This window comes from Variovorax sp. PMC12, from assembly GCF_003019815.1.
GTDB lineage: Bacteria > Pseudomonadota > Gammaproteobacteria > Burkholderiales > Burkholderiaceae_C > Variovorax.
In genome coordinates this window covers 1,888,155-1,907,227 of sequence record NZ_CP027773.1, presented here as the reverse complement: position 1 = coordinate 1,907,227, position 19,073 = coordinate 1,888,155, and the positions used below count along the sequence as shown (strand labels likewise).

General features: G+C 65.2%; 19 protein-coding genes and 1 tRNA gene. 18 read left to right on the top strand and 2 right to left on the bottom strand.

Translation table 11 applies throughout. The features are described 5' to 3' along the window. Positions 1 to 125 precede the first annotated feature (125 nt). Positions 126 to 1,187 (top strand): tRNA (adenosine(37)-N6)-threonylcarbamoyltransferase complex transferase subunit TsaD, encoded by a 1,062-nt coding sequence (tsaD, locus tag C4F17_RS08925; RefSeq protein WP_106934992.1) that lies wholly within the window; start codon positions 126 to 128, stop codon positions 1,185 to 1,187. On the opposite strand, the gene C4F17_RS08920 is transcribed toward tsaD, so the two are convergent. Then, positions 1,123 to 1,884, bottom strand: a complete 762-nt coding sequence (locus tag C4F17_RS08920) for an alpha/beta hydrolase-fold protein (RefSeq protein WP_106934991.1) — start codon at positions 1,882 to 1,884, stop codon at positions 1,123 to 1,125. The two genes, tsaD and C4F17_RS08920, sit on opposite strands and share 65 nt — an antisense overlap. 189 nt (positions 1,885 to 2,073) lie before the next feature. Then, a complete protein-coding gene (locus C4F17_RS08915) occupies positions 2,074 to 2,445 on the bottom strand; it encodes an Hsp20/alpha crystallin family protein (RefSeq protein WP_106934990.1) in 372 nt (123 codons plus the stop codon). A gap of 125 nt (positions 2,446 to 2,570) precedes the next feature. Here C4F17_RS08915 and C4F17_RS08910 point away from each other — a divergent pair, with 125 nt between their 5' ends. The 17 genes from C4F17_RS08910 to nuoI all read left to right on the top strand — a co-directional run bounded on the left by C4F17_RS08910 (position 2,571) and on the right by nuoI (position 19,070). Then, complete coding sequence (locus tag C4F17_RS08910) at positions 2,571 to 3,851, top strand: branched-chain amino acid ABC transporter substrate-binding protein (protein ID WP_106934989.1); 1,281 nt, start codon at positions 2,571 to 2,573, stop codon at positions 3,849 to 3,851. A 32-nt stretch (positions 3,852 to 3,883) separates the two neighbouring features. Next, positions 3,884 to 5,056: a pyridoxal phosphate-dependent aminotransferase gene (locus C4F17_RS08905; protein WP_106934988.1), complete on the top strand. Its 1,173-nt coding sequence runs from the start codon at positions 3,884 to 3,886 to the stop codon at positions 5,054 to 5,056. A gap of 160 nt (positions 5,057 to 5,216) precedes the next feature. Continuing rightward, positions 5,217 to 5,483: a 30S ribosomal protein S15 gene (gene rpsO / locus C4F17_RS08900; protein ID WP_007837783.1), complete on the top strand. Its 267-nt coding sequence runs from the start codon at positions 5,217 to 5,219 to the stop codon at positions 5,481 to 5,483. A 205-nt stretch (positions 5,484 to 5,688) separates the two neighbouring features. Further along, complete coding sequence (pnp, locus tag C4F17_RS08895; RefSeq protein WP_106934987.1) at positions 5,689 to 8,031, top strand: polyribonucleotide nucleotidyltransferase; 2,343 nt, start codon at positions 5,689 to 5,691, stop codon at positions 8,029 to 8,031. Positions 8,032 to 8,120: 89 nt separating this feature from the next. Then, on the top strand, positions 8,121 to 9,119 hold the full coding sequence (locus tag C4F17_RS08890; protein WP_081266574.1) for an NAD(P)H-quinone oxidoreductase: 999 nt from the start codon (positions 8,121 to 8,123) through the stop codon (positions 9,117 to 9,119). Between the two features lie 13 nt (positions 9,120 to 9,132). Continuing rightward, positions 9,133 to 9,897, top strand: a complete 765-nt coding sequence (gene tpiA / locus C4F17_RS08885) for a triose-phosphate isomerase (protein ID WP_106934986.1) — start codon at positions 9,133 to 9,135, stop codon at positions 9,895 to 9,897. Positions 9,898 to 9,936: 39 nt separating this feature from the next. Beyond that, complete coding sequence (secG, locus tag C4F17_RS08880) at positions 9,937 to 10,347, top strand: preprotein translocase subunit SecG (protein WP_081266576.1); 411 nt, start codon at positions 9,937 to 9,939, stop codon at positions 10,345 to 10,347. Positions 10,348 to 10,466: 119 nt separating this feature from the next. Beyond that, positions 10,467 to 10,551, top strand: a tRNA-Leu gene (locus C4F17_RS08875). A gap of 67 nt (positions 10,552 to 10,618) precedes the next feature. Continuing rightward, complete coding sequence (locus C4F17_RS08870; protein ID WP_012748607.1) at positions 10,619 to 10,978, top strand: NADH-quinone oxidoreductase subunit A; 360 nt, start codon at positions 10,619 to 10,621, stop codon at positions 10,976 to 10,978. 15 nt (positions 10,979 to 10,993) lie between these two features. Continuing rightward, positions 10,994 to 11,473, top strand: coding sequence for a NuoB/complex I 20 kDa subunit family protein (locus tag C4F17_RS08865; RefSeq protein WP_007837763.1), 480 nt, complete (start codon positions 10,994 to 10,996; stop codon positions 11,471 to 11,473). 13 nt (positions 11,474 to 11,486) lie between these two features. After that, on the top strand, positions 11,487 to 12,098 hold the full coding sequence (locus C4F17_RS08860; protein ID WP_106934985.1) for an NADH-quinone oxidoreductase subunit C: 612 nt from the start codon (positions 11,487 to 11,489) through the stop codon (positions 12,096 to 12,098). 5 nt (positions 12,099 to 12,103) lie between these two features. After that, on the top strand, positions 12,104 to 13,357 hold the full coding sequence (locus tag C4F17_RS08855) for an NADH-quinone oxidoreductase subunit D (protein ID WP_106934984.1): 1,254 nt from the start codon (positions 12,104 to 12,106) through the stop codon (positions 13,355 to 13,357). Positions 13,358 to 13,367: 10 nt separating this feature from the next. Continuing rightward, positions 13,368 to 13,922, top strand: a complete 555-nt coding sequence (locus tag C4F17_RS08850; RefSeq protein WP_199851934.1) for an NADH-quinone oxidoreductase subunit NuoE family protein — start codon at positions 13,368 to 13,370, stop codon at positions 13,920 to 13,922. Then, entirely contained in the window at positions 13,922 to 15,262 is a 1,341-nt protein-coding gene (gene nuoF / locus C4F17_RS08845; RefSeq protein WP_106934983.1) for an NADH-quinone oxidoreductase subunit NuoF, read from the top strand. The genes C4F17_RS08850 and nuoF overlap by 1 nt, the downstream gene beginning before the upstream one ends. Positions 15,263 to 15,282: 20 nt before the next feature. Next, entirely contained in the window at positions 15,283 to 17,454 is a 2,172-nt protein-coding gene (nuoG, locus tag C4F17_RS08840; RefSeq protein ID WP_106934982.1) for an NADH-quinone oxidoreductase subunit NuoG, read from the top strand. Next, positions 17,451 to 18,530, top strand: coding sequence for an NADH-quinone oxidoreductase subunit NuoH (nuoH, locus tag C4F17_RS08835; RefSeq protein WP_409195238.1), 1,080 nt, complete (start codon positions 17,451 to 17,453; stop codon positions 18,528 to 18,530). Before nuoG ends, nuoH begins: the two co-directional genes overlap by 4 nt. 18 nt (positions 18,531 to 18,548) lie before the next feature. After that, positions 18,549 to 19,070: an NADH-quinone oxidoreductase subunit NuoI gene (nuoI, locus tag C4F17_RS08830; RefSeq protein ID WP_042579825.1), complete on the top strand. Its 522-nt coding sequence runs from the start codon at positions 18,549 to 18,551 to the stop codon at positions 19,068 to 19,070. Positions 19,071 to 19,073 lie beyond the last annotated feature (3 nt).

Sequence of the window (19,073 nt, the reverse complement as noted above, 5' to 3'; positions counted from 1 at the left end):
GGTGCGTTCGCCTGCGGGGGGGCTTGGGGGAGCACTGCAACATCCGTGCCTCTCGAGGGCCTCCCGCTCGCCTGCGCTTGCCCCTTCGCGGGCGACCGCGGCAGGCGCCACCTACACTCGGCGGCATGCTCTTGTTGGGAATCGAATCATCCTGCGATGAAACCGGCGTGGCGCTGGTGGAGTCGCACGGCAACGCGCTGCCGGTGTTGCGCTCGCATGCGCTGCACAGCCAGATCGCCATGCACCAGGCCTACGGGGGCGTGGTGCCCGAACTGGCCAGCCGCGACCACATCCGCCGCGTGCTGCCGCTGACCGAGTCGGTCATGGCCGAGGCCGGCCGCTCGCTCGGTGAAATCGACGTGGTGGCCTACACCCGCGGACCGGGCCTGGCGGGCGCGCTGCTCGTGGGCGCCGGCGTGGCCTGCGCGCTGGGCGTGGCGCTGGGCAAGCCGGTGCTGGGCGTGCATCACCTCGAAGGACACCTGCTGTCGCCGTTCCTGAGCGCCGATCCGCCGGAGTTTCCGTTCGTGGCGCTGCTGGTGTCCGGCGGCCATACGCAACTGATGCGGGTGGACGGCGTGGGGCGCTACGAGCTGCTGGGCGAGACCATCGACGACGCGGCCGGCGAGGCCTTCGACAAGAGCGCCAAGCTCATGGGCCTGCCTTACCCGGGCGGCCCGTGGCTCGCGAAGCTGGCCGAAGGCGGCAACCCGGCGGCGTTCAAGCTGCCGCGCCCGCTTCTGCACAGCGGTGATCTCGACTTTTCGTTCGCCGGCCTGAAGACGGCGGTGCTCACCCAGGCCAAGAAGCTCGGCGACCAGCTCGAGGCCGGCAAGGCCGACCTCGCGGCGTCCACGCAGGCGGCCATCGTCGAGGTGCTGCTGAAGAAGTCGCTCGCCGCGCTCGACCAGACCGGCCTGAAGCGGCTGGTGGTGGCGGGCGGCGTGGGGGCGAACAAGAACCTGCGCGAGCAACTCGATGCCGCATGCGCAAGGCGCAAGGTGCGGGTGCACTACCCCGAGCTGCACCTGTGCACCGACAACGGCGCCATGATCGCCATGGCCGCCGCGATGCGCCTGCAGTCGGGCCTGTCGCAGGCAACCGAGCGCTATGCCTTCGACGTCAGACCGCGATGGCCATTGGCATCGCTGACGACCGAGGCATCGATGCCGCAGGCTGCTGCATAGCAGGCTGCGGCTGGCGCGAGCGGCCGATGGCCGGCAGCGGCAGCACGTCCAGCACGTTGCGCCAGAGCTGGCGCCATTGCGGCCAGTCGTGGCCGCCTTCGGTGGTGAACACGCGGCCCGGCGGCAGTGCGTCGGCCAGCAGCTTGTGGTTGCTGGCAAAGCGGTCTTCGAGGCCGAACCCCAGGTAGAGCGGCGGCAGGTTCTTCGAAGGCTGCGCCGATAGGTATTGCTGGAAGAAGGGCCAGAGCTTGCGGTCGGGCTCTTCGTCGGGCTGCGGCCCGGTGGGTGCCTGCCATGCGCGCAGGCCGCCGGCCTTCTTGATCTCCGCGCCCAGCACCCGGCGCCCGAGGTAGGGCGCCAGCGCCACGATGCCGTCCACCGAGCCGGGCTTGGCCAGTTCGTGGATCAGCGCGCCGAAGCCGCCGATGGAAATGCCCACCAGCCAGATCGCCTTGTAGCCCTTGGCGCGCTGCGGCTCGATGACGTCCGCATGCAGGCGTTCGCTGAGCGTCTGGTCGTAGTAGTAGGAGACGTCGGCATCCACCAGCAGCGCATCGGCTGCGAGGTGGCGCTCCCTTACGGCGCTGATGAATCCTTCGCGCTCGAACTCGTCGGGCTTGAGGTAGGCGCCTGGCAGGAACACCAGGAGCGTGTCGGATTGTTCGGTGGGGTTTGCAGGTTGAAGGTGAGTTTTCATGGTGCCAGGAGGGGCACCCGATCCGCACCGTCATGATTTTCGATGCGTTTACAAGACGCCCACGAAGAAGAAAGTACTAAGAAAACGTCACATGATGTGACGTTATGCACGCCTATTGTGAATAGGGAGCATGTTCAAAGTCAAAAGCAACCCTTGGCTGACACTTTCTTCTTGTGGGCATCGCCCTTACTAGTTGATTTGCAAACTCGTCGCCTGGCTCACCGGCACCAGTTTTCCGAGCTTCAGCGTGAGCACGCCGTTCTCGAGCTTGGCTTCGCTGGTGGCCACGTCGATGTCCTGCGGCAGCTCGTAGGCGGCCTTGAACTGGCGCTTGGCTTCGGCCTTGCTGTCGATGCGCAGCACAGCGCCTTCGATGCTGATGGCGAGGTCTTCACGCGAGAAGCCGGGCACGTCGAGCGAGAGGGTCCAGCTCTTGTCGTCCTGTTCGACGAGCGGCGAACGGCGGGCACCCGCGAAGGCCTCGCTGGCGAAGCGTTCGAAGGCGCGGTCATAGGCGCGCGGAGCGAAACGGGCGGTGCGGAGGGTAGGTGCGAAAAACATGTGAAGAACTCCTGAATGAACACAATGGGGACAAGGAATGTGTGTCCCTTACACTGCGCGGCCGTTCAATCGTGTGAGTGCCGCTTGACACCTCATCTAGGCGCAGTGGCAAGCGTTTCAAGACAATGAATCCCCCCTTTAATTTGCGTCGCGAGACCTTGAAATTCGCGGCGCTGGCGCTATGCGCGAGGCCCTTCGCGGCGCTCGCCCAGGCTTCGCCCGCACCCATCCGCCTCGCGCTGATAGAGAGCATGAGCGGCCCTTTCGCCAACACCGGCGAGGCCGTGTTCCGCAACCTGCTGTGGGCCGTGGAGCGCGTGAACGCGCGCGGCGGCATCAGGCTGCCTGGCGGCGCGCGCATGCTGCAGCTCGACCGCTACGACAGCAAGGGGCAGAACGAAGAAGCGCTCTCCGCGTTGCGCGCAGCAATGGACGACGGCGCGCGCATCGTGCTGCAGGGCAACTCGTCGGCCACGGCCGCAGCGCTGGTCGATGCCATCGACAAGAACAACGAGCGCGACCCGTCGCGCCGCGTGATCTTCCTGAACTACGCGGCTGTCGATCCGGTGCTCACCAACGAGCGTTGCAGCTTCTGGCACTTCCGCTTCGACGCCCATGCCGACATGCGCGTGGCGGCGCTGATGGACGTGGTGAAGGACGACGCCGCGCTCAAGCGCGCCTACCTCATCGGCCAGGACTACAGCTTCGGCCAGTCGGTGCTGCGCGAAGCGCGCCGGCAGCTCGGCGCGCAGCGGCCCGACGTGGAGATCGTTGGTGACGAACTGCACCCGATGGGCAAGGTGAAAGACTTCGCGCCGTACGCGACGAAGATCATTGCGAGCGGCGCGCAGGCCGTGGTCACGGGCAACTGGGGCAACGACCTCACGCTGCTGGTGAAGGCGGCGCGCGAGGCCGGGTTCAACGGCACCTTCTATACCTTCTACGGCAATGCGCTGGGCGCGCCCGCGGCCATCGGCGACGCGGGCATCGGCCGCGTGGTCGCGGTGGCCGACTGGCTGCCCAACGTGCAGACGGCGCAGTCCGCGGAGTTCTATCGTGCCTTCCGCGCGCGCTTTCCGAAACCGGCCGAAGACTATGTGCACATGCGCCTGGCGCTGATGATCGAAGCGCTTGTGCAGGCCGTCGAACGCGCGGGCAGCGTGGACGCGGTGCCGGTCGCACGCGCGCTGGAGCAGGCCGACGTGAGCCTCCATGGCCAGCGCGGGCGCATGCGTGCCGCGGACCACCAGTTCCAGCAGCAGCTGGTGGTTGGCGTGATGGACCGGCAGGGCAGGCCGGGCGTGCAGTTCGACGTCGAGGGTTCGGGCTACGGCTTCCGCGTGGTCAAGACCATTCCCGCCGAACGCGCGGAGCTGCCGACCTCGTGCAAGATGAAGAGACCTTGATCGATTGATGACAGAGAACAGGACCCGAAGACATGCGTGAAGCCATCCACAACCTCGAAGCGTCGAAGATCCGCGAAGTCGCCAATGCCGGCATGGGGCGCGACGACGTGCTGGCCTTCTGGTTCGGCGAGAGCGACGAAGTCACGCCCGAGGTGATCCGCCAGTCGGCCATCGAGTCGCTGCAGCGCGGCGAAACCTTCTATGCCCACAACCTCGGCCTGCCCGAGCTGCGCGAGGCCATCGCGCGCTATACCAGCGGGCTGCATCCGGCGGTCGATGCCTCGCGCATCGCAGTCACGTCGGGCGGGGTGAGCGCGCTGATGCTCGCGGTGCAGGCGCTGGTGGATGCGGGCGACGAGGTGGTCGCCGTGACGCCCGTTTGGCCCAACCTGACGGCGCAGCCCGCGATCATGGGCGCGAACGTGCGCACGCTGCCGCTGGTGCCGGTGGACGGGCAATGGACGCTCGACCTGCCCGCGCTTCGCGCCGCGGTCACTGCCAGGACGAAGCTGCTGATCGTCAACGCACCCAACAACCCCACGGGCTGGACCATGACGCGCGACGAGCAGCAGGCCGTGCTGGACCATTGCCGCCAGACCGGCACCTGGATCCTGGCCGACGAGGTGTACGAGCGGCTGTACTACGAGCCGACGCCCAACGGCTGCGCGCCCAGCTTCCTCGACATCTCCGAGCCCGACGACCGCCTGGTCGTGACGCACAGCTTCTCGAAGAGCTTCCTCATGACGGGCTGGCGCCTCGGCTGGCTGGTGCTGCCGCCGTCGATGGTGGAGGGCATCGGCAAGCTGATCGAGTTCAACACCTCGTGCGCCAGCGTGTTCACGCAGCGCGCGGCCATCACCGCCATCGAGCACACGGGCGAGATCACGCCGCGCGTGGTGGCCCACCTGAAGTCGTGCCGAGACACGCTGGTGCCGCTGCTGGCGGCGGTGCCGGGGGTCCAGGTGGCGCCGGCCAAGGGGGGCATGTATGCCTTCTTCCGGCTCGAAGGCTTCGGCGATTCGCTCGAAGTGGCCAAGCGGCTGGTGTCCGAGGCGGGCCTGGGGCTCGCGCCGGGCAACGCTTTCGCGCCGGAAGCCCAGGGCTGGCTGCGCTGGTGCTTTGCCTCCAAGGACCCGCAGCGGCTGGTGAAGGGCGTGGAGCGCCTGCGCGACTGGCTGGCGCAGCAGCGGCCCGGCAAGGGCTGAACCCGGGCTGCCTTGCCTCGATGGAGGGTTTCCAGGGGGCATGAAAGCCCGGCGAAAGTCGCCGGGCTATAATCCCGAGGCTTTGCATGCCGCAAGGCGCACGGTGGGTGCAGTTCCAGCGCACACCGCAAGTCAAACATCCCGGAACAAGGAAATCAACATGATCGCAGCCTCCATCAAGGCCGAAGTCGTCAAGGACAACGCCCGCGCCGCCAACGACACTGGCAGCCCCGAAGTGCAAGTCGCACTGCTGACCGCCCGCATCAACGAGCTCACCCCCCACTTCAAGACGCATGCCAAGGACCACCACGGTCGCCGCGGCCTGCTGCGCATGGTGAGCCGCCGCCGCAAGCTCCTGGACTACCTCAAGTCCAAGGATGCCGACCGTTACACCGCGCTGATCGCCAAGCTGGGTCTGCGCAAGTAAACCAAATCGCATGAAAAAACGCCTGGGTTAGTCCGCTAGCTCAGGCGTTTTTTACTTCGCGATCCACTTTCGGAGTGCCCAAACAGAGCGAAGCTGTGTCATTCCAATGAAGTTCGCCCCGAGCTTCGCTGGAATGGCATCGTGTTCTGAGAAGCCTCCGCCCCTTGCGGATCCTGTGTGATCCGCTACTAAAACAGGAGCAAACATGAGCCTCTTCAACAAAGTCACCAAGTCGTTCCAATGGGGCGACAAGACCGTCGTCATGGAAACGGGTGAAATCGCCCGCCAGGCCAGCGGCGCCGTGCTCGTCGACATCGACGGCACCGTCATCCTCGCGACCGTGGTCGCTTCCAAGTCGGCCAAGCCCGGCCAGGACTTCTTCCCGCTGACCGTCGACTACATCGAGAAGACCTACGCCGCCGGCAAGATCCCCGGCAGCTTCTTCAAGCGCGAAGCCAAGCCCAGCGAACATGAAACGCTGACCAGCCGCCTGATCGACCGCCCGATCCGCCCGCTGTTCCCCGAAGGCTTCCTGAACGAAGTGCATGTGGTCATCCACACGATCTCGCTCAACCCCGAAGTCGATGCCGACATCGCCGCCATGATCGGCGTGAGCGCCGCGCTGTCGATCTCCGGCGTGCCGTTCAACGGCCCGATCGGTGCGGCCCGCGTTGGCTACATCAACGGCCAGTACGTGCTGAATCCGGGCCAGACCGCCCGCAAGGATTCGCAGATGGACCTCGTCGTCGCCGGCACGCAAGCTGCCGTGCTGATGGTCGAGTCCGAAGCCCTGCAGCTCAGCGAAGAAATCATGCTGGGCGGTGTGGTGTTCGGCCACGAGCAGGCCAACGTCGCCATCAACGCGATCCATGAACTCGTGCGCGACGCCGGCAAGCCGGTGTGGGACTGGAAGGCCCCCGCCGAAGACGAAGCCTTCGTCGCCAAGGTCAAGGGCCTGGCCGAAGAAAAGCTGCGCGCCGTCTATCAGATCCGCAGCAAGCAGGCCCGTACGCAAGCCCTGCGCGAAGCCAACGCCAGCGTGCTCGAGGCACTGAAGGCCGAAGGCACCGAATTCGACTCCGGCAAGGTCAGCGACCTGCTGTTCGCCATCGAGTCGAAGATCGTGCGCAGCCAGATCCTGTCGGGCGAGCCCCGCATCGACGGCCGCGACACGCGCACCGTGCGCCCCATCGAGATCCGCAACTCGGTGCTGCCCCGCACCCACGGCTCGGCCCTGTTCACGCGCGGCGAAACCCAGGCGCTGGTCATCACCACGCTCGGCACCGAACGCGACGCGCAGCGCATCGACGCGCTGGCCGGCGAATACGAAGACCGCTTCCTGTTCCACTACAACATGCCTCCCTTCGCCACCGGTGAAGTGGGCCGTATGGGCTCGACCAAGCGCCGCGAAATCGGCCACGGCCGCCTGGCCAAGCGCGCGCTCGTCGCCGTGTTGCCGAACAAGGAAGAGTTTCCCTACACGGTGCGTGTGGTGTCGGAAATCACCGAGTCGAACGGCTCGTCGTCGATGGCATCGGTGTGCGGCGGCTGCCTCTCGATGATGGACGCCGGCGTGCCCATGAAGGCGCACGTGGCCGGCATCGCCATGGGCCTGATCAAGGAAGACAACCGCTTCGCGGTGCTGACCGACATCCTGGGCGACGAAGATCACCTGGGCGACATGGACTTCAAGGTTGCCGGTACCACCAACGGCATCACCGCGCTGCAGATGGACATCAAGATCCAGGGCATCACCAAGGAAATCATGCAGGTCGCCCTGGCACAGGCCAAGGAAGCGCGCATGCACATCCTGGGCAAGATGCAGGAAGCCATGGGCGAGGCCAAGGCCGAAGTCTCCAGCTTCGCACCGCGCCTGACCACGCTGAAGATCAACCCCGAGAAGATCCGCGACGTGATCGGCAAGGGCGGTTCGGTCATCCGTGGCCTGCAGGAAGAAACCGGCACGACGATCAACATCGACGAAGACGGCACCATCACCATCGCCTCGACCGATCCGGAAAAGGCAGAACTGGCCAAGAAGCGCATCGAGCAGATCACGGCGGAAGTCGAAATCGGCAAGGTCTACGAAGGCCCGGTCACCAAGATCCTGGACTTCGGCGCGCTCATCAACCTGCTGCCCGGCAAGGACGGCCTGCTGCACATCAGCCAGATCGCGCACGAACGCGTCGAGAAGGTGACCGACTACCTGAGCGAAGGCCAGATCGTGAAGGTCAAGGTTCTCGAGACCGACGAAAAGGGCCGCGTCAAGCTGTCCATGAAGGCCCTGACCGAGCGTCCGGCCGGCATGGAATTCAGCGAGCGCCCGCCGCGTGAAGACCGTGGCGATCGCGGTGACCGTGGTGACCGTGGTGGTGAGCGCCGCGAGCGTTCGGACCGTGGTGATCGCGGCGACCGTGGCGACCGCGGTGGTGATCGTGGCGAGCGCGCACCGCGCTTCAACGACCAGCAGCAGCAACCGCGCAACGAGCAGCCGCAGGCTGCGGCCGGCGAGCAGCAACAGCAAGCCCCGCGCGAGCCTCAGGAGTAAGAAGGGCGCAACGGCGGTCCAGTGCCGCCGTTGCCATCTTTTGAACAGCAAGCTTCGCCCCATCTGCGGGCGCAGGAGGCCGAAAGACCATGAAAGCCATTGAAATCACTTCGTTCGGTGCCCCCGAGGTGCTGCGCGTGGCGGAGCGCCCCGATCCGGTAGCCGGCGCTGGCGAACTGCTGATCCGCGTTGCGGCGAGTGGTGTCAATCGCCCCGACGTGCTGCAGCGGATGGGCAACTATCCGGTGCCGCCGGGCGCATCCGACCTGCCGGGCCTCGAAGTGGCCGGCGAGATCGTGTCGGGCGACGCCGCGGCTTTGGCTGAAGCCGGCTTCAAGGTCGGCGACCGTGTCTGCGCGCTGATTGCGGGCGGCGGTTACGCGCAGCTGTGCGTGGCCCCTGTCGCGCAATGCCTGCCGGTGCCCAAGGGCTGGAGCGATGTCGAGGCGGCTTCGCTGCCGGAGACCTTCTTCACCGTCTGGAGCAACGTGTTCGAGCGTGGCCGCCTGCAGAAGGGCGAGACGCTGCTGATCCAGGGCGGCTCGAGCGGCATCGGCGTGACGGCGATCCAGATCGCCAAGGCCCTCGGTGCGACCGTGATCGTCACGGCCGGCAGCGACGACAAGTGCGAAGCCTGCAGGAAGCTGGGCGCGGACCATGCCATCAACTACCGCACGAGCGATTTCGTCGAAGAGGCGAAGAAGCTCACGGGCGGGAAGGGCGTGGACGTGGTGCTCGACATGGTCGCCGGCGACTACGTGGCGCGCGAGATCGAGTGCCTGGCCGAGGACGGCCGGCTCGTGATCATCGCGGTGCAGGGCGGCGTGAAGAGCCAGATCAACGCGGGCCTCGTGCTGCGCAGGCGCCTCACGATCACCGGCTCGACGCTGCGTCCGCGGCCGGTGGCATTCAAGGGTGCCATTGCCAAGGCGCTGCGCGAAAAGGTCTGGCCGCTGCTCGAGAGCGGCGCGATCAAGCCCGTGATCCACAGCACTTTTGCAGCAGCGGGTGAACCGAGCGGCGCCGCCCAGGCTCACACGCTGATGGAATCGAACCAGCACATCGGCAAGATCGTGCTGACATGGTGACGAGAAGAACGCGATGACGACCAAGAAGAAACTGATCGCCGGCAACTGGAAGATGAATGGCGGCCTGGCTGCCAACGAGGCGCTGGTGAAGGCGCTGCAGCAAGGCCTGGCTGCGAGCCCGGCCGCGTGCGACGTGGCGCTGTGCGCGCCTGCGCCGTACTTCGCGCAGCTGCAATCGCTGCTGGCGGGTTCGCCTGCTCTGGCGCTGGGCGCGCAGGACATTTCGGCGCATGCGCAAGGTGCGTTCACGGGCGAGCAATCGGCGGCGATGCTGAAGGATTTCGGCGTGCGCTACGCAATCGTCGGCCACTCGGAGCGTCGCCAGTATCACGGCGAGACCGACGAGGCCGTGGCTGCGAAAACCGCCGCCGCACTGGCCAACGGCATCACGCCGATCGTCTGCGTCGGTGAGACGCTGGCACAGCGCGAAGCGGGGCAGACCGAGGAAGTCGTCAAGCGTCAGCTGGCGGCGGTCATTCATGTGAACGGCCATTGCATCAGCGAGATCGTCGTGGCCTATGAACCTGTCTGGGCCATCGGCACGGGCAAGACGGCCACGCCTGAACAGGCGCAGGCGGTGCATGCCGTGCTGCGCGCGCAGCTGCATCACGCGGCGAGCGAGCACGCTGCGGCCATCAAGATCCTCTACGGCGGCAGCATGAACGCGGCGAATGCCGCCGAGCTGCTGGCACAGGCCGACATCGACGGCGGCCTCATCGGCGGCGCGTCGCTCAAGGCGCCAGACTTTTTGCAGATCATCTCTGCCGCTGCTCGCTGAACGCGGTCAACGGCGGCAATCAATTAGGAGTAAGAACGAATGAATGTGGTCCTCAACCTTCTGGTCGGCGTGCAGATGCTGGCAGCCCTCGTCATGATCGGCCTGATCCTGATCCAGCACGGCAAGGGCGCCGACATGGGTGCCGCTTTCGGCAGCGGCAGCGCCGGCAGCCTGTTCGGTGCCAGCGGCAGTGCGAACTTCCTGTCTCGCACCACGGCGGTGCTTGCTGCCGTGTTCTTCGCATGCACGCTGCTGCTGGCCTATTTCAGCCATTCGCGTCCTGCCGGCGGTGGCAGTCTGCTCGAGCGCGCCGCTGTCGGAGCGCCTGCCGCACCCGCTGCGCCTGCTGCTCCCGCGGCCGGCGAAATCCCTGGTGCAACGGCTCCTGCAGCCCCTGCGTCGGCTCCCGCCGCGCCCGCTCCGGCGCCGGGCCAGATTCCCAGCAAGTAATCAACTCGTTTTCATGAGCTGTCAGTGAAAAACGGCTCGTTTTCAGGGTAAACTCTAAATCTGTTCGGAAAGCCAACTACCTGTTTCAGGTACCTCATGCCATCCGAACAGTAAAAACCGCGGTCGTGGTGAAATTGGTAGACACGCTATCTTGAGGGGGTAGTGGCGAAAGCTGTGCGAGTTCGAGTCTCGCCGACCGCACCAAATCTCATCGGCAGAAAGCCTCATCCAGAGGCTCTTCTTGCCGGTGGCAAGCGGTGAAAAACTCTCGATGAATCTCGACTCCTACCTCCCCGTCCTTTTGTTCATTCTGGTCGGAGTCGGCGTAGGCGTCGCCCCTCAGGTCATCGGATACATTCTCGGCCCCAATCGGCCCGACGCCGCAAAGAACGCTCCCTACGAGTGTGGCTTTGAAGCCTTCGAGGATGCGCGCATGAAGTTCGACGTGCGCTATTACCTCGTCGCGATTCTCTTCATCCTGTTCGATCTCGAAATTGCCTTTCTCTTTCCGTGGGCCATTGCGCTCAAGGAGATCGGTGCTGTCGGCTTCTGGGCCATGATGATCTTTCTCGCCATCCTCGTCGTGGGCTTCGCCTATGAGTGGAAAAAAGGCGCGCTCGACTGGGAATGACAAGGAAGCTACACAATGGCCATTGAAGGCGTTCTCAAAGAAGGTTTCGTCACCACGACCTACGACTCGGTCGTGAACTGGGCGAAGACCGGATCTCTCTGGCCGATGACGTTCGGCCTCGCATGCTGTGCCGTGGAAATGATGCACGCGGGTGCTGCCCGCTACGACATCGACCGCTTCGGCATGCTGTTCCGTCCCAGCCCGCGCCAGTCCGACCTGATGATCGTGGCTGGCACGCTGTGCAACAAGATGGCTCCGGCATTGCGCAAGGTCTATGACCAGATGCCCGAGCCGCGCTGGGTGTTGTCGATGGGCTCGTGCGCCAATGGCGGCGGCTACTACCACTACAGTTATTCCGTGGTGCGCGGCTGCGATCGCATCGTGCCGGTCGACGTCTACGTGCCGGGTTGCCCGCCCACCGCCGAAGCGCTGCTCTACGGCGTGATCCAGCTGCAGCAGAAGATTCGCCGCACCAACACCATTGCCCGCGCCTGAGAGATTGCCGACGATGACTGACTTTGCAATTTCGCCGGAGGTGCTGCGCGCCACCATCGCCGAGACGCTCGGCGACAAGGCCAAGGCCGTGACGATCGCACTCGGCGAAGTGACCGTCGTGGTCGACTCCACCGACTACATCGATGCCGCGCTGCTGCTGCGCGACGCGCCCGGCTGCCGGTTCGAGCAACTGATCGACCTTTGCGGCGTGGACTACTCCGACTACCGCGAAGGTGAGTGGCAGGGCGAACGCTATGGCGTCGTCACGCACCTGCTTTCCGTGAGCCTCAACCAGCGCGTGCGCCTCAAGGTGTTCGCGCCTAACGAAGACCTGCCCGTGGTCGATTCGCTGCAGCCCGTCTGGAATGCCGCGACCTGGTTCGAGCGCGAGGCGTTCGACCTCTACGGCATCGTGTTCGAAGGGCACGACGACCTGCGCCGCATCCTGACCGACTACGGCTTCATCGGCCACCCGTTCCGCAAGGACTTCCCGGTGTCGGGTCACGTCGAAATGCGTTACGACGAGGAACAGAAGCGCGTCGTCTACCAGCCGGTATCGATCGAGCCGCGAGAAATCACCCCGCGCGTGATCCGCGAAGACAACTACGGCGGCGGTTTGCACTGACTGATATGGCCGAAATCAAGAACTACACACTCAACTTCGGTCCCCAGCATCCGGCGGCACACGGCGTGCTGCGCCTGGTGCTCGAGCTGGACGGCGAAGTCATCCAGCGCGCCGACCCCCACATCGGCCTGCTGCATCGCGCGACCGAAAAGCTCGCCGAATCGCGCACCTTCATCCAGTCGCTGCCGTACATGGACCGTCTCGACTACGTGTCGATGATGAGCAACGAGCACGCCTACTGCCTGGCCATCGAGCGGATGATGGGCCTCGAGGTGCCGGAGCGCGCGCAGTACATCCGCGTGATGTTCGCCGAGATCACCCGTCTGCTGAACCACCTGCTGTGGCTCGGCGCGCACGGCCTGGACTGCGGTGCGATGAACATGCTCATCTACTGCTTCCGCGAGCGTGAAGACCTGTTCGACATGTACGAAGCCGTGTCCGGCGCGCGCATGCACGCGGCGTACTTCCGTCCGGGCGGCGTCTATCGCGACCTGCCGGATGCGATGCCGCAGTACAAGGTCAGCAAGATCAAGAACGCGAAGGCCATCGAGAAGCTCAACGAGAACCGCCAGGGCTCGCTGCTCGACTTCGTGGACGACTTCTGCAAGCGCTTCCCGAAGATGGTCGACGAGTACGAGACGCTGCTCACCGACAACCGCATCTGGAAGCAGCGCACCGTGGGCATCGGCGTCGTCACGCCGGAGCGCGCGCTGAACCTGGGCTTCACCGGCCCCATGCTGCGCGGCTCGGGCATCGAGTGGGACCTGCGCAAGAAGCAGCCCTACGACGTCTACGACCGCATGCAGTTCGATGTGCCCGTCGGCAAGACCGGCGACTGCTACGACCGCTACCTGGTTCGCGTGGAAGAAATGCGCCAGGCCAACCGGATCATCCAGCAGTGCTCGGCCTGGCTTCGCGCCAACCCCGGTCCTGTCATCACCGACAACCACAAGGTCGCCGCGCCCGCGCGCGAATCGATGAAGGCGAACATGGAGGAGCTGATCCACCATTTCAAGCTCTTCACCGAAGGCTTCCACGTGCCCGAAGGCGAGGCGTATGCCGCCGTCGAGCACCCGAAGGGCGAGTTCGGCATCTATCTCGTGAGCGACGGCGCCAACAAGCCGTACCGCCTGAAGATCCGCGCCCCTGGTTTCCCGCACCTCGCCGCCCTCGACGAAATGTCGCGCGGTCACATGATCGCCGACGCTGTCGCGGTGATCGGCACGATGGACATCGTGTTCGGCGAGATCGACAGGTGAGAAAGAGCGAATGACTTCCTCGACCCACCATGACACGGCGCCTCTGGCGCCTTCTTCCCCTCTGCGGCCGGCGATTCTCGAGCGCTTTGCGCGCGAGGTGGCCAAGTACCCCGAAGCAGGCAAGCAATCCGCGGTGATGGCCTGCCTGGCCATCGTCCAGCAGGACGAGGGCTTCGTCAGCCTGCAGCGCGAGCGCGAGATTGCCGAGTACCTCGGCATGGCGCCCATCGCCGTGCACGAAGTGACGACCTTCTACAACATGTACAACCAGCACCCGGTTGGCAAGTTCAAGCTCAACGTGTGCACCAACCTGCCTTGCCAGCTGCGTGACGGCGTCACCGCCCTCGTGCACCTCGAGAAGAAGCTCGGCATAAAGATGGGCGAGACCACGGCCGACGGCCTGTTCACGCTGCAGCAGAGCGAATGCCTCGGCGCGTGCGCCGATTCGCCCGTGATGCTGGTCAACGACCGCACCATGTGCAGCTTCATGAGCAACGAAAAGCTCGACCAGCTCATCGACGGCCTGCGCAGTGCCGCACCGGCCGCCAAAGGGGAGGCTTCGTGATGTCGCCCGAACAAGTTCTACAGCAGTTCCAGGCAACGGGCGTCCAGACCTGTTTCCATGACCGCCACATCGAGCCGCAGATCTATGCGGGCCTCGACGGCACCAACTGGCGTCTGGCCGACTACGAGGCGCGCGGCGGCTACCAGGCCCTGCGCAAGATCCTCACCGAGGGCCTCACGCCCGACCAGGTGATCGCCGAAGTCAAGGCGTCGGGCCTGCGCGGCCGCGGCGGCGCTGGTTTCCCGACCGGCCTGAAGTGGAGCTTCATGCCCCGGCAGTTCCCGGGCCAGAAGTACCTCGTCTGCAATTCCGACGAAGGCGAGCCGGGCACGTGCAAGGACCGCGACATCCTGCAGTTCAACCCGCACATCGTGATCGAAGGCATGGCCATCGCCGCGTATGCCATGGGCATCAGCGTGGGCTACAACTACATCCACGGCGAGATCTTCCAGACCTACGACCGCTTCGAGGAAGCCCTCGAGGAAGCGCGCGCCGCCGGCTACCTGGGCGACAAGATCATGGGCAGCACGTACAACTTCCAGTTGCACGCCGCCCACGGTTTCGGCGCCTACATCTGCGGCGAAGAAACCGCGCTGCTCGAATCGCTCGAAGGCAAGAAGGGCCAGCCGCGCTTCAAGCCGCCGTTCCCGGCCAGCTTCGGCCTGTACGGCAAGCCGACGACCATCAACAACACCGAGACCTTCGCGGCGGTGCCCTGGATCATCCGCAACGGCGGTCCGGCCTACCTCGAGTGCGGCAAGCCGAACAACGGCGGCACCAAGATCTACTCGGTGAGCGGCGACGTCGAGTTGCCCGGCAACTACGAAGTGCCCATGGGCACGCCGTTCTCCAAGCTGCTCGAACTGGCCGGCGGCGTGCGCAAGGGCCGCACGCTGAAGGCCGTGATCCCCGGCGGGTCGTCGGCGCCGGTGCTGCCGGCCGACATCATGATGGCCTGCACCATGGACTACGACTCCATCGCCAAGGCCGGCTCCATGCTGGGTTCGGGCGCGGTGATCGTCATGGACGACAGCCGCTCGATGGTCGAGTCGCTCAAGCGCCTCTCGTACTTCTACATGCACGAGTCCTGCGGCCAGTGCACGCCGTGCCGTGAAGGCACGGGCTGGCTCTACCGCGTGGTGGACCGCATCCACAACGGCCAGGGCAAGCCCAGCGACATGCAACTGCTGGACTCCGTCGCCGGCGACATCATGGGCCGCACCATCTGCGCGCTCGGCGATGCTGCGGCCATGCCTGTGCGCGCAATGATCAAGCATTTCCGTCACGAGTTCGAAGCCCTGATTCCGGGCCACGTTCCGACGGCGCCCGTCAAGGCCTGAGCGCGAGAAGAAACATACTCATGATCGAAATCGAACTCGACGGCAAGAAGGTCGAAGTGACCGAAGGCAGCATGGTGATGCATGCGGCCGACAAGGCGGGCACGTACATCCCGCACTTCTGCTATCACAAGAAACTCAGCATCGCGGCCAACTGCCGCATGTGCCTCGTCGACGTGGAAAAAGCGCCCAAGCCGATGCCGGCCTGTGCCACGCCCGTCACGCAAGGCATGATCGTTCGCACCAAGAGCGAGAAGGCCATCAAGGCGCAGCAGTCGGTCATGGAGTTCCTCCTGATCAACCATCCGCTGGATTGCCCCATCTGCGACCAGGGCGGCGAATGCCAGCTGCAGGACCTGGCCGTGGGCTACGGCGGTTCTTCCTCGCGCTACGAGGAAGAAAAGCGCGTCGTGTTCCACAAGGACGTCGGCCCGCTGATCAGCATGGAAGAAATGAGCCGCTGCATCCATTGCACGCGCTGCGTCCGCTTCGGCCAGGAAGTGGCCGGCGTGATGGAGCTCGGCATGTCGCACCGCGGCGAGCACTCCGAAATCGAGACCTTCGTCGGCGACTCGGTCGACTCCGAGCTGTCGGGCAACATGATCGACATCTGCCCGGTCGGCGCGCTCACGAGCAAGCCGTTCCGCTACAGCGCCCGCACCTGGGAACTGTCGCGCCGCAAGTCGGTGAGCCCGCACGATTCCACCGGCGCCAACCTGATCGTCCAGGTCAAGAACAACCGCGTGATGCGCGTGGTGCCGCTCGAGAACGAAGACGTCAACGAATGCTGGATCGCCGACCGCGACCGTTTCTCGTACGAAGCGCTCAACGGCACCGAGCGCCTGACGCAGCCCATGCTGAAGCAGGGCGGCCAATGGCAGCAGGTCGACTGGCAGACGGCGCTCGAGTACGTCGCCAACGGCCTCAAGCAGATCAAGGCCGACCACGGTGCGCAGAGCATCGGCACGCTGGTCAGCCCGCACAGCACGCTCGAGGAGCTGCAGCTCGCCACCATGCTCACGCGTGAGCTCGGCAGCGACAACATCGACTACCGCCTGCGCAACGCCGAATTCACGGCGTTCGAAGGCGTGCGCTGGCTCGGCACTTCGATCGCCTCGCTCACGCAGGTGCAGCGCGCGCTGGTCGTCGGCTCGAACCTGCGCAAGGAACATCCGCTGTTCGCGCAGCGCATCCGCCAGGCCGTGCGCAAGGGCGCCGCGCTGTCGGTGATCACCTCGGCCAGCCTCATGGCCGACCGCAACGCCTGGGCCATTGACGTGGCGCAGTCGAGCATCGTCGAAGCCGACCAGTGGGTCGAGGCGCTGGCCGCAGTGGCCGCCGCCATCGGCGAGACCAATGGCGCAGCCGCGCCGCTGGCCCCGAAGAACGCACCGGACGACGCCGCCAAGGCCATCGCGGCCTCGCTGCTCAGCGGTGAACGCAAGGCCGTGCTTCTCGGCAACGCCGCCGCCCACCACGCCCAGGCCAGCAGCCTGCTGGCGCTGGCGAACTGGATCGGCGCGCAAACCGGCGCCACCGTCGGCTACCTGACCGAAGCCGCCAACACCGTGGGCGCGCAGCTCGTCGGCGCGTTCCCGAAGAACGGCGGCCTCGATGCCGGCCGCATGCTCGCCGCCGGCTCCGGCCTGAAGGCCGTGCTGCTGCTGAACACCGAGCCGGTGTTCGACTCGGCTGCAGGCAAGGCCGCGGCCGATGTCATCGGCAATGCGCAGATGGTCGTCACGCTGAGCCCCTTCAAGGCCAACCTCGAGTTCAGCGACGTGCTGCTCCCGATCGCTCCGTTCACCGAAACCCCTGGCACCTTCGTCAATGCCGAAGGCCGCATGCAAGGTTTCCATGCCGTCGTGAAGCCGCAAGGCGAAACGCGCCCGGCGTGGAAGGTGCTGCGCGTGCTGGCCAACCTGCTGGGCCTGCAGGGCTTCGCGTTCGAATCGACCGCCGAAGTGCTGGCCACGGTGGGTGACAAGGGCGCCGTTCCCGCGAACGCACTGAGCAACGCGACCTCCGCCAATGCAGTCGCTTCCAGCGGCGTGGTTGCCGCGCCCGTGGTGGCGAGCATCTACCAGCTCGACTCGATCGTGCGCCGCGCACCGTCGCTGCAACTGACCGCCGACGCACGCAACGCATCGGCTGGTTCGAACGTGGCCGCTCGTGCCGAGGAGGCACTGGCATGATCGTCGACACCATTCATGGCTTCGGCCAGGGCTTGGTTGCCGCAGGCTGGTGGACCGGCGTGGTCTGGCCCGTGGTCTGGACGCTGATCAAGATCATCGTGGTCGTGATCCCGCTGATGCTGGCCGTGGCGTACCTCACGCTGTGGGAACGCAAGGCCATCGGCTTCACGCAGATCCGTATCGGCCCGAACCGCATCGGACCGCTGGGCCTGCTCCAGCCGATCGCCGACGCGCTCAAGCTGATGACCAAGGAAATCATTCTTCCGACGGTCGCCAACAAGGGCCTGTTCCTGCTGGGCCCGATCATGACCATCATGCCGGCGCTCGCCGCATGGGCCGTGATTCCCTTCGGCCCCGACGTGGCGCTGGCCAACATCAATGCCGGCCTGCTGTTCGTGATGGCCATCACCTCGCTCGAGGTGTATGGCGTGATCATCGCCGGCTGGGCCTCGAACTCGAAGTACGCCTTCCTGGGCGCGCTGCGCGCCTCGGCACAGATGGTGAGCTACGAAATCGCGATGGGCTTCTGCTTCGTCGTGGTGCTGATGGTCACCGGCAGCCTGAACATGAGCGAGATCGTGAACGTCCAGGGCAAGGGCATGTTCGCCAACATGGGCGTCGGCTTCCTGTCGTGGAACTGGCTGCCGCTGCTGCCGATCTTCGTCGTCTACTTCATTTCGGGCCTGGCCGAAACCAACCGCCACCCGTTCGACGTGGTGGAAGGCGAGTCGGAAATCGTGGCCGGCCACATGATCGAGTACTCGGGCATGAGCTTCGCGATGTTCTTCCTGGCCGAGTACGCCAACATGTGGCTCGTCTCGATCCTGACCGTGGTGCTGTTCCTCGGCGGATGGCTGCCCCCGTTCGAGTTCCTGAGCTTCATTCCGGGCTGGATCTGGCTGGGCGCGAAGACTTTCTGCGTGGTCACCATGTTCCTGTGGGTTCGCTCGACGTTCCCGCGCTTCCGCTATGACCAGATCATGCGTCTGGGCTGGAAGATCTTCATTCCCGTCACCCTCGTGTGGCTGGTCGTGGTCGGTGGCTGGATGCAGACGCCGTTCAACATCTGGAAATAACAGGAAGCGCCAACAATCATGTCTGCTGCGCACACCGCAACACCGTCCGCGCCGTTCTCGCTCAAGGACTTCCTGGGCAGCTTCATGCTGTTCGAGCTGTTCAAGGGCCTGGCCATCACCGGCAAGTACGCCTTCGCCCGCAAGATCACCGTGCAGTTCCCCGAAGAGAAGACGCCGCTGTCGCCGCGCTTCCGTGGCCTGCACGCACTGCGCCGCTACGAAAACGGCGAAGAGCGCTGCATTGCCTGCAAGCTCTGCGAAGCCGTCTGCCCGGCGCTGGCCATCACCATCGAATCCGATGTGCGCGACGACGGCTCGCGCCGCACCACGCGCTACGACATCGACCTGACCAAGTGCATCTTCTGCGGCTTCTGCGAAGAAAGCTGCCCGGTCGACTCGATCGTCGAGACGCACATCTTCGAATACCACGGCGAGAAGCGCGGCGACCTGTACTTCACCAAGGACATGCTGCTGGCCGTTGGCGATCGCTACGAAAAAGAAATTGCAGCGAACAAGGCGGCCGACGCCAAGTACCGCTGATCC